14 protein-coding genes are annotated in these 12,611 nt (G+C 70.0%); 9 read left to right on the plus strand and 5 right to left on the minus strand.

Going from position 1 to position 12,611, the window contains the following annotated elements:
- Positions 1 to 125: 125 nt before the first annotated feature.
- On the minus strand, positions 126 to 860 hold the full coding sequence (locus ACQPXM_RS19065; protein WP_432950423.1) for a hypothetical protein: 735 nt from the start codon (positions 858 to 860) through the stop codon (positions 126 to 128).
- An 88-nt stretch (positions 861 to 948) separates the two neighbouring features.
- Here ACQPXM_RS19065 and ACQPXM_RS19070 point away from each other — a divergent pair, with 88 nt between their 5' ends.
- The 4 genes from ACQPXM_RS19070 (at position 949) to ACQPXM_RS19085 (ending at position 4,715) form a co-directional block, all read left to right on the plus strand.
- The gene (locus ACQPXM_RS19070; RefSeq protein ID WP_432950425.1) at positions 949 to 1,731 is read left to right on the plus strand and encodes an ABC transporter ATP-binding protein; all 783 of its coding nucleotides are present in this window, start codon (positions 949 to 951) and stop codon (positions 1,729 to 1,731) included.
- Between the two features lie 286 nt (positions 1,732 to 2,017).
- Positions 2,018 to 2,560, plus strand: coding sequence for an NfeD family protein (locus ACQPXM_RS19075; protein ID WP_432950427.1), 543 nt, complete (start codon positions 2,018 to 2,020; stop codon positions 2,558 to 2,560).
- Between the two features lie 111 nt (positions 2,561 to 2,671).
- A complete protein-coding gene (locus ACQPXM_RS19080) occupies positions 2,672 to 3,826 on the plus strand; it encodes an SPFH domain-containing protein (RefSeq protein ID WP_432950429.1) in 1,155 nt (384 codons plus the stop codon).
- Between the two features lie 142 nt (positions 3,827 to 3,968).
- Entirely contained in the window at positions 3,969 to 4,715 is a 747-nt protein-coding gene (locus ACQPXM_RS19085) for a sulfite exporter TauE/SafE family protein (RefSeq protein ID WP_432950431.1), read from the plus strand.
- A 3-nt stretch (positions 4,716 to 4,718) separates the two neighbouring features.
- On the opposite strand, the gene ACQPXM_RS19090 is transcribed toward ACQPXM_RS19085, so the two are convergent.
- Positions 4,719 to 5,372 (minus strand): TetR/AcrR family transcriptional regulator, encoded by a 654-nt coding sequence (locus ACQPXM_RS19090; RefSeq protein ID WP_432950433.1) that lies wholly within the window; start codon positions 5,370 to 5,372, stop codon positions 4,719 to 4,721.
- Between the two features lie 75 nt (positions 5,373 to 5,447).
- Between ACQPXM_RS19090 and ACQPXM_RS19095 the strand changes: the two genes are divergently transcribed.
- Together ACQPXM_RS19095 and ACQPXM_RS19100 are read left to right on the plus strand one after the other, a co-directional pair.
- The gene (locus ACQPXM_RS19095) at positions 5,448 to 6,401 is read left to right on the plus strand and encodes a quinone oxidoreductase family protein (RefSeq protein WP_432950435.1); all 954 of its coding nucleotides are present in this window, start codon (positions 5,448 to 5,450) and stop codon (positions 6,399 to 6,401) included.
- 26 nt (positions 6,402 to 6,427) lie between these two features.
- Entirely contained in the window at positions 6,428 to 6,859 is a 432-nt protein-coding gene (locus tag ACQPXM_RS19100) for an organic hydroperoxide resistance protein (protein ID WP_432950437.1), read from the plus strand.
- A gap of 43 nt (positions 6,860 to 6,902) precedes the next feature.
- Here ACQPXM_RS19100 and ACQPXM_RS19105 read toward each other — a convergent pair whose 3' ends face one another.
- The 3 genes from ACQPXM_RS19105 to ACQPXM_RS19115 all read right to left on the minus strand — a co-directional run bounded on the left by ACQPXM_RS19105 (position 6,903) and on the right by ACQPXM_RS19115 (position 8,771).
- Positions 6,903 to 7,727 carry a helix-turn-helix domain-containing protein gene (locus tag ACQPXM_RS19105; protein ID WP_432951051.1) on the minus strand — a complete coding sequence of 275 codons (825 nt, stop codon included), beginning with the start codon at positions 7,725 to 7,727 and terminating at the stop codon, positions 6,903 to 6,905.
- 208 nt (positions 7,728 to 7,935) lie between these two features.
- Positions 7,936 to 8,472 carry a YbaK/EbsC family protein gene (locus ACQPXM_RS19110; protein ID WP_432950439.1) on the minus strand — a complete coding sequence of 179 codons (537 nt, stop codon included), beginning with the start codon at positions 8,470 to 8,472 and terminating at the stop codon, positions 7,936 to 7,938.
- Positions 8,472 to 8,771 (minus strand): GNAT family N-acetyltransferase, encoded by a 300-nt coding sequence (locus ACQPXM_RS19115; protein ID WP_432950441.1) that lies wholly within the window; start codon positions 8,769 to 8,771, stop codon positions 8,472 to 8,474. The genes ACQPXM_RS19110 and ACQPXM_RS19115 overlap by 1 nt, the downstream gene beginning before the upstream one ends.
- Before the next feature lie 150 nt (positions 8,772 to 8,921).
- On the opposite strand from ACQPXM_RS19115, the gene ACQPXM_RS19120 reads away from it, so the two are divergent.
- Genes ACQPXM_RS19120 through ACQPXM_RS19130 form a run of 3 tightly spaced genes read left to right on the plus strand, consistent with a single transcriptional unit; the run spans position 8,922 to position 12,608 of the window.
- Positions 8,922 to 10,541 carry an MFS transporter gene (locus ACQPXM_RS19120; protein ID WP_432950443.1) on the plus strand — a complete coding sequence of 540 codons (1,620 nt, stop codon included), beginning with the start codon at positions 8,922 to 8,924 and terminating at the stop codon, positions 10,539 to 10,541.
- Between the two features lie 9 nt (positions 10,542 to 10,550).
- Positions 10,551 to 12,008 (plus strand): cobyric acid synthase, encoded by a 1,458-nt coding sequence (locus ACQPXM_RS19125; protein ID WP_432950445.1) that lies wholly within the window; start codon positions 10,551 to 10,553, stop codon positions 12,006 to 12,008.
- A gap of 30 nt (positions 12,009 to 12,038) precedes the next feature.
- The gene (locus ACQPXM_RS19130; protein WP_432950447.1) at positions 12,039 to 12,608 is read left to right on the plus strand and encodes a DinB family protein; all 570 of its coding nucleotides are present in this window, start codon (positions 12,039 to 12,041) and stop codon (positions 12,606 to 12,608) included.
- The last annotated feature ends 3 nt before the right edge of the window (positions 12,609 to 12,611 follow it).

Genomic DNA, 12,611 nt, shown 5'->3' on the forward strand with positions numbered 1-12,611 from the left:
GAGCCGGACGGGCGCGATTGATGGGCCGAGGGGAATGGGCGGGGCGGGCGTCACGCACAGGAAGGGGAGTGGGTCGGGCGGGGCGTGCAGTGGGGAGTGGGCCGGGATCCGATGTGGACGTGAAGTCAGCGGAGAATGAACGGCCCGCAGGCGGCGACGAGTGCCCGGCGGGCTGCGGCGGCGAGGCCGGTGAGGGCTTGTCGGCGGGCGTCGGCCTCGGCGCCGGTGAGCGCGGCGCCGTCGTCCTCCAGGGCCGCGTCGGCGATCGCCAGACAGCGTCGGGCCGTCGCGGCCGCCTTGACCGCGCGAGCGTCGTACCCGGGAGCGAGGTCGTCGCCCTGGCTCTGGCCGATCTTGCGGATGTCGATCAGCGCGTCCGCGATCTCCGGCTTCCACCGCGCGACGTCCAGCGCCGCCAGCGACTCGGCTGCCTCGATCAGCGCCGCGCGCAACCCGCGATCGGCCTCGCCGAAGTCCGCCGGCGGGGGACTCTGCGCGACCAGGACCGACCACTGCACCGCCGGCCCGACGTACGCCGGGACCAGCCCGATCCCCGCCCCGGCCAGTACGACGGCCTCGCCCGCCTCGAGCGCGGACTCGTTGAACGCCGGTGGTCCGGCCAGTCCGATCGGATCACCCGGCACGGGCAAGGCCAGGTACGCCTCGCGCGCACCGGCGGCGCGCAGGAGATTGAGCGCCACCGGCAACGTCGCGGGCTCGGGATGCGCCGCGAGCCCGGCGACGTGGTGGCCGACGTCCGGGCCGACGATCTTGTGCGCGGCGGTGTCGGGGTCACAGGTCCCGGCTAGCATCGCGTTCGTCCACACGGTGAAACGCACCGAGGCGGCAGTGGTCAGCACGCCCGCAAGTCTCCCATCACGCCGAACCGGCGGCGACACCAGCAGGGTCCCCGCCGGAACTGTTCGGCCACCCCGTAGGTTTTGCCTCATGACTGCAGTGGTGGAGCTGGCCGGCATCACGATCGTCCGGGACGAGACGCGTCTGCTCGACGGCGTCGACTGGACCGTTGACGAAACCGACCGCTGGGTGGTGATCGGCCCGAACGGCGCCGGCAAGACTACGTTGCTGCAGGTGCTCGCGGCGCAGATGCACCCGACCTCCGGCGTGGTCGGCCTGCTCGGCGAGGTGCTCGGCACCGTCGACGTGTTCGAGCTGCGCCCCCGCATCGGCCTGACCAGCGCGGCGCTGGCCGACCGGCTGCCGAAGGGCGAGCGGGTCTCCGATGTCGTCGTGTCCGCCTCGTACGCCGTACTCGGTCGCTGGCGTGAGGAGTACGACGAGGTCGACCACCAGCGCGCCAAGGAGCTGCTGACCGAGCTGGGCATCGGTCACCTCAGCGACCGCACCTTCGGCACGTTGTCCGAGGGGGAGCGCAAGCGCGTGCAGATCGCCCGGGCGCTGATGACGGACCCGGAGCTGATGCTGCTCGACGAGCCGGCCGCCGGTCTCGACCTGACCGGTCGCGAGCAGCTCGTTCGCTCGCTGAGCTCGATCGCGACCGCCGAGGGCGCACCGGCGATGGTGCTGGTGACGCACCACGTCGAGGAGATCCCGCCCGGTTTCACCCACGCCATGCTGCTGAAGCAGGGCCGGGTCGTCGCCGCCGGCCCGATGGACCAGGCGCTGACCGCCGAGACGCTCAGCGAGACCTTCGACCTGGCCCTGACCCTCGAGCACAGCGACGGCCGGTACACCGCCCGCGCACTCTGACCTCCATCCAGCGCGCGACCGACGCGCGACCAGTCCGGCGCGCGACCAGTCCAGCACGCGACCTGTCCGGCGCGCGCGACCCCCTTCCGCCCACCGCGCGCCCCGCCGCAAGCCGTTCCGTCCGGCCCGAATCGTTGCGTCCGGCCGCAACCGGTCTGCCCTGTCCGCGGAGTACTGTCGGAGACAGGCACCCTCGAAGTCCCGGTTGGGGAATCCGCCGGACTCCGGGCTGCGTCCGACGGGTGGTGGACCTGCCAGAGGTCCCGATCGCGGATAGGGTTGGCAGATGATGGATTGGCTGCGGGACAACGTCTGGGCGGCATGGCTCGGAATCGCCGTCGTGCTCGGCCTCGCGGAGCTGGCCACGCTCGACTTCACCCTGCTGATGCTGGCCGCCGGCGCGCTCGCCGCGACCGGTGCGGCCGCACTGTTCCCAGGTCTGCTGTGGCTGCAGATCGTTGTCGGTCTGCTGACCGCGGCCGCGATGCTCGGCGCGATCCGCCCGCTGCTGGTGCGCAAGATCCACCACGGCGTGGAGATGAAGACCGGCTCGCAGCACGTGATCGGCCGCACCGGCGTGGTGGTCAAGGAGATCCACCCCGACAGCCTCGGCTCGATCAAGCTGGGTGGCGAGCTGTGGACCGCGCGGCCGTTCGACGACCTGACCACGATCGCGCCGGGCACCCGGGTCGAGGTGATGCAGATCGACGGCGCGACCGCCGTCGTCTACCCGGTCGGCCTGCCGCTGGGCCACCACCAGCACGAGTCCGACCGGCCTGACGCCCACCCGACGAGCGACGCGAAACCGGACTCCGACCCGCCGCGCTGAGCGTCGTTCGTCGTTCCGCGGTCCGACGCCGGATCGTGAGGGAACCGGGCTGGGCAGTGGCCCGTCGATAGGAAAGACTGTCGATCCTGATTCGTTCGAGTGGAGGGTCACGTGGAAGCGTTCCTCATCGTGCTGGCACTGGTGGCATTACTGGTGGTCGTCACGTTGGTCAAGTCCGTCCGGGTCGTGCAGCAGCAGACCGTCGGCATCGTGGAACGGTTCGGGAAGTTCAAGGTCGGTCTGCAACCCGGCCTGAACCTGCTGACCCCGTTCGTCGACAAGGTGCGCTACACGATCGACATGCGCGAGCAGGTGGTCGCGTTCCCGCCGCAGGGCGTCATCACCGAGGACAACCTGATGGTGTCGATCGACTCCGTCATCTACTTCCAGGTCAACGACCCGGTGCGGGCGACGTACGAGATCTCCAACTACATCCAGGCGATCGAGCAGCTGACGATGACGACGCTGCGCAACATCATCGGTGGCATGGACCTGGAGCAGACGCTGACCTCCCGCGAGGAGATCAACGAGAAGCTGCGCTACGTGCTGGACGAGGCGACCGGCAAGTGGGGCATCCGGGTGAACCGGGTGGAGCTGCGCTCGATCGACCCGCCGCCGTCGATCCAGGACTCGATGGAAAAGCAGATGCGCGCCGACCGCGACAAGCGCGCGGCGATCCTGACCGCCGAGGGTATGCGGCAGTCGGCGGTGCTGTCGGCCGAGGGTCAGAAGCAGTCCGCGATCCTCACCGCACAGGGCGACCGGGAGTCCCGGATCCTGCGCGCGCAGGCCGAGCGGGAGGCCCGGATCCTGAAGGCACAGGGTGAGGCGCAGGCCATCACCACGGTCTTCAACGCGATCCACGCCGGCAAGCCCGACCAGGGGCTGCTCGCCTACCAGTACCTGCAGATGCTGCCGTCGATCGCGCAGGGCGACTCCAACAAGCTGTGGATCATCCCGAGCGAGATCGGCAAGGCGATGGAGGGCCTGGGCAGCGCGGTCGGCCAGATCGCCGGCATCCCGCAGAAGGCCGAGGGTCCGTTCCCGGAGCCGCACGAGGTCGAGCAGGCCGCGCCCACCCAGGAGCTGACCAACACGCCGGACGCCGCGGTCGCCGAGGCCGACAACGCGGTGCAGGAGGCGATCGAGGCCGCCCAGCGCGCCGCGGTCAGCTCCCGGTCGCAGCAGCCGGCCACGCCTGCCGTCACCTCGACGCAGGACACCGTGCCGCCGGCCACACCGCCGTCGCCGCCGGCGCAGCAGTAGATTTCGCCTTCCTGGTAAGGCTTCCGGTCCGGTGCTCACCTCACGGTGGGCACCGGGCCGTTCTGTTGCCTCAGACATCTGTGCGTTCAACGACTGGACGCGTGCGCGGCCGGTCGGGTCAGGTGCGTAAAGTCGTGCAGCGATGACATGGTTCGAGGCGCTGTTCGTCCTGGTGGCGGGTGTGGGCGCGGGCACGATCAACGCGGTGGTGGGCTCGGGCACGTTGCTGACCTTCCCCGCGCTGCTGGCTGTCGGGATTCCACCGGTCCTGGCGAACGTGAGCAACAGCGTCGGTCTCTCACCCGGTACGGCGGCCGGCGCGATCGGCTACCGCCGTGAGCTCGAGGGACAGCGCGGCCGGATGATCCGGCTGGTTCCGGCCTCGCTGATCGGCGGGGTGGTCGGGGCGGTGCTGTTGCTGACCCTGCCGGACTCGGCCTTCCATGCCGTCGTCCCGGTCCTGATCCTGCTCGGCTGCGTGCTGGTCGCGTTCCAGCCGTGGCTGTCGAGGTGGATCAGCGTGCCGACCCACACCCATCGCGGCGCCTGGTGGGTGATCCCGGCGGTTTTCCTCACCGGCGTGTACGGCGGCTACTTCGGCGCCGCCCAGGGCGTTCTGCTGATGGCGATCCTCGGCCTCGGCCTGGACGCGAACTTGCAACGGATGAACGCCCTGAAGAACGTGCTGGCCACCTTCGTCAACACCGTCGCGGCGATCCTGTTCGTGATCGTCGCGGACGTCGACTGGCTGGCCGCGGCGCTGATCGCGGTCGGCTCGACGATCGGCGGATTCGTCGGTGCCCGCTACGGCCGCAAGCTGCCGCCGGTCGCGTTGCGCTGCCTGATCGTGGTGATCGGCGTGGTCGCGATCGTCACGATGGTGCGCTGAGCCTCAGCTCGTCGCCTTGGCGCCGAGTCCGCTGATCAGCAGATCGAGTCCGTAGTCGAACTGGTCGTCGCCGCCGGTCGTCCGGGCCAGCTCCGGCGCCAGCTGGACCACGGTCGGGAACTCGGTCGCCGACAACGACGCCATCGTGGTCCGCAGTCGCCGCAGGCCCTTGGGGTCGCGCTGCTCGGTGGCCATCTGGATCTCCCACGAGGTCGCCCCGAGCACATAGGTGAACAGCGTCGTGTGCGTCCGCGCGGCGGTCTGTCTGTCGAACCCGGCCGAGTGCAGCACGCTGAGCAGCCCCTCGGCCACCCGCGCGGTCTCGTGCCCACTCAGCGGCCGGCCGGCGAGTAGTTGCGCGAGGCAAGGATGCTGCAGCATCAACCGGCGCAGGCCCCGGCAGACCGCGCGCACCTGGTCGGGCCACGCGTCGCCGTCCGGCGCGGGCGGCAGCAGACCCATCAGGTGGTCGCGGACGGCGTCGTACAGGTCGTCCTTGCTGCGGAAGTAGGTGTAGATCGCCATCGGGCCGACACCCAGCTCACCGGCCAGCGCGCGCAGGCTGAAACTGTCGAGGCCGCGGCCCTCCATCAGCTCGAGCGCCTTGCTGATGATCAGGTCGGGGTTGAGCGTATTCCGCGGTGTCCGTGTTGGCATCGTCACCCTTCTCTCTCGCTAACGTACACTGTATTGTACGGTGTAAGGACATCAATTCGGAAGGAAGTGTCTGGCGTGCGTGCAGTGCAGATCACCGAGTTCGGCGGTCCTGAGGTGCTGAAGGTCAGCGAGGTGGACGCGCCGGTGGCCGGCGACGGCCAGGTGCTGATCGCCGTCGACCGGGCCGGCATCAACTACGCCGACACCCACCAGGTGGAGAACAGCTACCTGTCCAAGACCGAGCTTCCGCTGATCCCCGGCGGCGAGGTCGTCGGCCGTACGGCGGACGGCCGGCGCGTCGTCGCGCTGGTCGGCTCGGGCGGGTACGCCGAGCAGGCCGTGGCCGCCGCGCCGTACACGTTCGACGTTCCCGACGGTGTGAGCGACGGTGACGCGCTGGCACTCGTGCTGCAGGGCACGACCGCCTGGCACCTGCTGAAGACTTCGACGCACCTCGCGCCTGGCGAATCCGTGCTCGTGCACGCCGGCGCCGGGGGAGTGGGGTCGCTCGCCGTCCAGCTCGCGAAGCTGTGGGGCGCCGGCCGGGTGATCGCGACCGCGTCGTCGGACGACAAGCGCAAGCAGACCCTCGACCTCGGGGCGGACGCCGCGATCGACGGCACGCCCGAGGGGCTGAAGGACAGGATCGTCGAGGCGAACGGCGGCAAGCCGGTCGACATCGTTCTCGAGATGGTCGGTGGCAAGACCTTCGACGAGTCCTTCGACGCCCTGGCCCGGTTCGGCCGGCTGGTCACCTTCGGTTCGGCCTCCCGGCAGGCCGCCGAGGCGATCGCGCCCGGCCGGCTGATGAAGGGGTCGAAGACCGTCGCCGGTTTCTGGCTGGCCGACTGCTTCAGGAATCCGGCACTGCTCGCGGATCCGCTGCGCGAGCTGTTCGACCTGACCGTCGCCGGCAAGCTGCGCCCCGTCGTCGGCGGCGACTACCCACTGTCCGAGGTTGCCCGTGCCCACGAGGACATCCGTGCTCGTCGCACCGTCGGCAAGCTCCTGCTCGACCCCACCCGCTGAACTCCGTCCCGAGGAGAACGATCCGCATGACCATCGCAGTCGAAAGAGTCGTCTACACCGCCCGCGCCACCGCCCAGGGTGGGCGTGACGGTCACACCGCCAGCGACGACGGCAAGCTGGACGTCACCGTCGCGCCGCCGAAGGAGATGGGCGGCGACGGCGAGGGCACCAACCCCGAGCAGCTGTTCGCCGCCGGGTTCGCCTCCTGCTTCCACAGCGCGCTGAAGCTGGTCGCCCGCCGTGCCCGCGTCGACAGTGACGGCTCGACCGTCACCGCCGAGGTCGGCATCGGCCCGATCAACGGTGGCGCCGGCTACGGTCTCGAGGTCGCGCTGGTGATCAGCCTGCCCGGTGTCGAGCGTTCGGTCGCCGAGGAGCTGGTCGCGAAGGCGCACGAGGTCTGCCCGTACTCCAACGCCACCCGCGGCAACATCAAGGTCGACCTGAAGGTCGCCTGAGCAGTCCCGCGAACCTCTGGACGGCCTGGTCGTCCAGAGGTTCTCAGTTCATCCGTTCGAGGGCTTCGAGCAACAACCGCTGGGTCTCGCCGACCGGCGCCGCGGCGATGCTCAGCGCGTCCATGATCGCGGCGTACTCGTCGAGGTCCTCGACCTTGTCCAGGTACAGCGCGCTGGCCGCGTGCTCGATGTACACCACGTCGGGCAGGTCGCCCTCGGGGAAGCGCAGAATACTGAACGCGCCACCGGCGCTGGGGTAGCCGACGTTGCTGAAGGGCATCACCTGCAGGGTGAGGTTCGGCAGCTTGGTCATCTTGATCAGGTGCTCGATCTGCTCACACATCGCCTCCCGGCCGCCGACCGGCCGGTGCAGCACGGCCTCGTCGATCACCACCCAGAGCTTGACCGGGTTGGCGCGGGTGAGGATCTGCTGCCGGGTGACCCGCAGCGCGACCCGCTGGTCGATCTCGTCCTGCGGCAGGTAGGCCTTGCCGAACTGGACCACCGCGCGGGCGTAGTTCTCGGTCTGCAGCAGGCCGGGCACGAACAGCACCTCGTAGGTGCGGATCAGCTTGGCGGCGACCTCGAGGCCGACGTAGTTGGAGAACCAGGCCGGCATCACGTCGCCGTACCGGGACCACCAGCCGGGGTTGTTCGCGGCCCGGGCCAGGTCCATCAACCGGTCCCGCTCGCGCTCGTCGGTGAGTCCGTACAGCTCCAGCAGGTCGGCGACGTCGCGTTCCTTGAAGCCGACCCGGCCGAGCTCCATCCGGCTCACCTTGGACTCCGAGGAGCGGATCTGCCAGCCGGCGTCGGCCCGGCTGATCTTGGCCGCCTCGCGCATCCGGCGCAGGTGTCCGCCCAGCATGATCCGCAGAGCGGTCGGCCCGCCGTCGTCCCCGCCTGCCACGGTCACGACCTCATCACGCCTTCCCCAGCCTCCCTGCGGTGCCCGTCCCGGGCACCCGACAGCCGCCTCTCACCCGAAGACCTTCCCGATGTTATCCCGCCCGGCCGGATCTGGCGCGGGTTTGCGCCGGTCAGCCGCCTGCTGACCCGGAAGGCTTCGGGACGGTTCAGGCGGAGGGCACGGCCAGGGCGAGCACGGTGGCGCTGGGCAGCTTGGCCAGGTCGGCGCCCTCGACGAGGATCTTGGAGGCGCGGATTCCGCTGCCGATGACCACCGGTCCGGCCTGGACGACTGCCTCGTCGACCAGGACCGGCCAGGCGGCGGGCAGCCCGATCGGCGTGATGCCGCCGTACTCCATGCCGGTCGAGCCGACCGCGTCGTCCTGGGCCGCGAACGAGATCTTGCGGACCCCGAGGTGCTTGCGGATCACCCCGTTGACGTCCGCGCGGTCGGTGGCCAGCACGAGCACCGCGGCGTACGTCGACTCGCCGGCCCGCTTGCCGTGCACGATCACGCAGTTCGCCGACGCCGCCATCGGGACGTCGTACTGCGCGCAGAAGGCTGCCGTGTCGGCCAGTTCGGGGTCGATCGCCGCCGCGTACGCCGGGACGTCACCGACCGCGGCGCGGACCGGCTCGGCGAGCAGGTCCGGTACGTCGGCCGCGGGCCGCCACTCGAGCTTGCCGAGCTGAGGACCCGCCACTACGACGCCACCTCTTCCAGCAGGTCGGCGTACTCGGGGTGCTTCTCGAAGTACTGGACGTAGTACGGGCAGGCCGGCCGCACCTTGAGCCCGGCCGCGCGGGCGTCCTCGAGCGACTGCTTGGCGACCCGGCCGGCCACCCCGCGGCCCTGGAACTCCGGCATCGTCTCAGTGTGCAGGAAGGTGATGTGGTCGCTGGTCCGGCGGTAGGTGGCGATCCCCATCAGCGCACCGGAGGCGTCGCGCGCCTCGTACCGGTGCTGGTCGGGGGCGTCCGCGACGGTCACGTCGTTGTCCATGCCGCCACTGTAGTCAGCCTCGGCCGGTGGGGGACCAGGGTGCCCGACTGCCGGAAGCAGCCGATCGGGTGACCAAGGGTTTGCGGCGCGTGACGCCTGGGGTACGGGCTTGGGCGGACAACTTCAGACCGGCCAGGAGGAGGGCGGGGTATGACTGAACACGCGTTGGAGGAGGGCAAGGCGATACCGAGCCTGGTGCCCGCCCGGATGGACCGGTTGCCGTGGACCCGGTTCCACTGGATGATCGTCGTCGGTCTCGGCGTCTCCTGGATCCTGGACGGGCTGGAGATCCAGCTGGTCTCACTGGTCGGCAACGTGCTCAAGGAGTCGCAGACCCTTGGACTGACCACCGCCCAGGTCGGGTTGCTCGCCTCGATCTACCTGGCCGGCGAGGTCGTCGGCGCGCTGTTCTTCGGCCGGCTGACCGACCGCTGGGGTCGCCGCAACCTGTTCATCATCACGCTGATGGTCTACCTGCTCGCCTCCGGCGCGGCCGGCCTGACCTGGGACTTCTGGTCGATCGCCTTCTGCCGGTTCATCGCCGGTATGGGCATCGGCGGCGAGTACGCCGCGATCAACTCCGCGATCGACGAGCTGATCCCGTCGAAGTACCGCGGCCGGGTCGACATCGGCGTCAACGGCACCTACTGGGGTGGTGCCCTGATCGGTTCGGCGATCGGCCTGGTCTTCCTCAACGACGACCTGGTGCCGATCGAGTGGGGCTGGCGGCTGTGCTTCCTGATCGGGCCGGTGATGGGCCTGATGATCATCTACCTGCGCCGGCACATCCCGGAGAGCCCGCGCTGGCTGATGACGCACGGCCGGGTCGCGGAGGCCGAGGCCACCGTGGACCGGATCGAGCAGACGGTCCGCCGCCAGGGCGGCGAGCTGCGCGAGGTCCGCGACGACGAGGCGATCAACGTGATCGACTACCCGCCGGTGACGTACCGCGAGATCGCCCGGGTGATGCTGCGCGACTACCGCAGCCGGTCGTTCCTCGGTTTCTCGATGATGGTCACCCAGGCGTTCCTCTACAACGCGATCTTCTTCACCTACGCGCTGGTGCTGAAGGCCTACTTCGGGCTGAACGACTCCAGCATCGCGCTGTACTTCTTCCCGTTCGCGATCGGCAACCTGGCCGGTCCGCTGCTGCTCGGCCACTTCTTCGACACGATCGGCCGGCGCAAGATGATCCTGGCCACCTACGCCACGTCGGCGGTCGTGCTGTTCGTCACCGCGTTGCTGTTCAACGCCGGGGCGCTGAGCGCGGTGACGCTGACCGGGCTGTGGTGCGTCGTGTTCTTCTTCGCCTCGGCGGGCGCGTCGTCGGCGTACCTGACGGTCAGCGAGATCTTCCCGATCGAGCTGCGCGGCCAGGCGATCTCGTTCTTCTTCGCGATCTCGCAGCTGACCGGCGGTGTGGTGGCGCCGTTCCTGTTCGCCTCGCTGATCGGTGAGGGCGAGAACCCGGCGCGCGGTCCGCTGACGGTCGGTTACGTCATCGGCGCCGTGGTGATGCTGGCCGGCGGTCTGATCGCCTGGTTCTTCGGCGTGGACGCCGAGCAGCAGTCGCTGGAGAACGTCGCCAAGCCGCTGTCGGCGCGCGAGCGGGCCTCGAGCAGCCGCTTCCAGGGCACGACGCCGCGGCTGCCGAGCACTGACGCGTCAGGCCGGCGGATCACGCCGGTGCTGCCGCCGGACGAGCAGGGCCGGCAGGTCACGGCCGCCGAGGACGTGACCGATCCGGGCGACGGGAAGGACCACACCTAGGATCGCCGTGTGAACTCGCTGCTGATCGCCGGTACGACCTCCGACGCGGGCAAAACGACCGTGGTGACGGGGTTGTGCCGGTGGTTGGCGCGTCAGGGCGTCCGGGTCGCGCCGTACAAGGCACAGAACATGTCCAACAACTCGATGGTCTGCGCCGACGGGGCCGAGATCGGGCGCGCGCAGTGGATCCAGGCCGTTGCCGCCGGCGCCGAACCCGAGGCCGCGATGAACCCGGTGCTGCTCAAGCCCGGCAGCGACCGGCGCAGCCACGTCGTGCTGATGGGGGAGCCGTGGGGTGAACTCACCGCCCGCGGCTTCCTGACCGAACGCGCCGAGCTGGCCAAGGCGGCGTTCGCGGCGTACGACGATCTCGCGAGCCGGTACGACGTGGTCGTCAGCGAAGGCGCGGGCAGCCCAACCGAGATCAATCTGCGGCAGTCCGACTACGTCAACATGGGACTCGCTCAGCACACCGGCGCTCCGGTCGTGGTGGTCGGCGACATCGACCGGGGCGGCTTGTTCGCCTCGATGTTCGGCACGGTCGCGTTGCTCTCGCCGGAGGACCAGCGGCTGATCAGCGGGTTCGTGGTGAACAAGTTCCGTGGCGACGTCTCGTTGCTGCAGCCGGGCATCGACATGCTCGGCTCGGTCACCGGCCGTCCGACGTACGGCGTGCTGCCGTGGCTTCCCGACCTCTGGCTCGATTCCGAGGACGCGCTCGACATCCCCGCTCGCCGCACCGATCACGATCGCGACGTGCTGACGATCGCCGTCGTGCGGTTCCCCCGGATCAGCAACTTCACCGATCTCGACGCGCTCGCGGTCGAGCCGACGACCAGCGTGTTCTTCACCGCCACGCCGGCTGAGGTCCGCGACGCGGACCTGGTCGTCCTGCCCGGGTCACGCGCGACCACCTCGGATCTCGCCTGGCTGCGCGAGACCGGTCTGGCCGACGCGGTCCAGGCGCGGGTCGCCGCCGGCCGCCCGGTGCTCGGGATCTGCGGTGGTTACCAGTTGCTCGGCGGCGCGATCGACGACCCGTACGGCGTGGAGGGCGGCGGCCGGCACACCGGACTGGAGTTGTTGCCGGTGGCAACCGAGTTCGCGGCGGCCAAGGTGCTCGCGCGGCCGGCGCCCACGGCGTACGAGATCCATCACGGGGTGGTCGAGGTGACCGGCGACGCGGAGGAGTTTCCCGGCGGCTGCCGCAGTGGTGTCGTCTGGGGCACGATCTGGCACGGCCTGCTGGACGACGACGCCGCCCGGCATCGGTTCCTCGGCGAGATCGCCGCGCTGACCGGCAAGCGCGCGCCCGACGGCACGGTCTCGTTCGCCGGCCTGCGCGAGGACCGGCTGGACCGGTTGGCCGACGCGATCGACGAGCACCTCGACACCGGCGCCCTGCTGACCCTGATCGAGAAGGGTGCGCCGGCCGGGCTCCCGTTCGTTCCGCCCGGAGCGCCCTGAACTGTCGGAGGCGTCGACTAGCGTCCGGGCATGGACCTGAAACCCGCGCTGCACGAGTACCTGCGAAGCACCCGAGCCTTGATGCTCACCAAGCTCGAAGGGCTCAGCGAGTACGACATGCGCCGCCCGCTCGTCCCCTCCGGCACGAACCTGCTCGGCCTGGTCAAGCACCTGACCGGCGTCGAGTACGTCTACCTGGGCACGAGCGTCGGCCGCCCACCCGAGCGCCAGTTGCCGTGGGAGGAGGACGGTTCGGTCTGGGAGGGCGCGGACATGTGGGCCCTGCCGTCGGAGTCGAGTGAGTACCTGACCGGTCTCTACCGGCAGGCCTGCGCGCACAGCGACGAGTCCTTGGCGACGCTCGACCTGGACACGCCCGCCGAGGTCCCGCACTGGTCGGAAAGCAAACGCCGGACGACGTTCGGCGTGCTGCTCGTCCGCGTCGTCGACGAGACCGCCCACCATGCCGGCCACGCCGACATCGTCCGCGAACTGATCGACGGCACGGGCGGCGCGGACGCGGACATGCTCGACGCGGCCGGCTGGTCGGAGTACTACGCCAAGATCCACGAAGCCGCGGAGACCTTCCGCACGGACTGAGCA

Source organism: Kribbella sp. CA-253562, from assembly GCF_050942265.1.
Taxonomy (GTDB): Bacteria; Actinomycetota; Actinomycetes; order Propionibacteriales; family Kribbellaceae; genus Kribbella.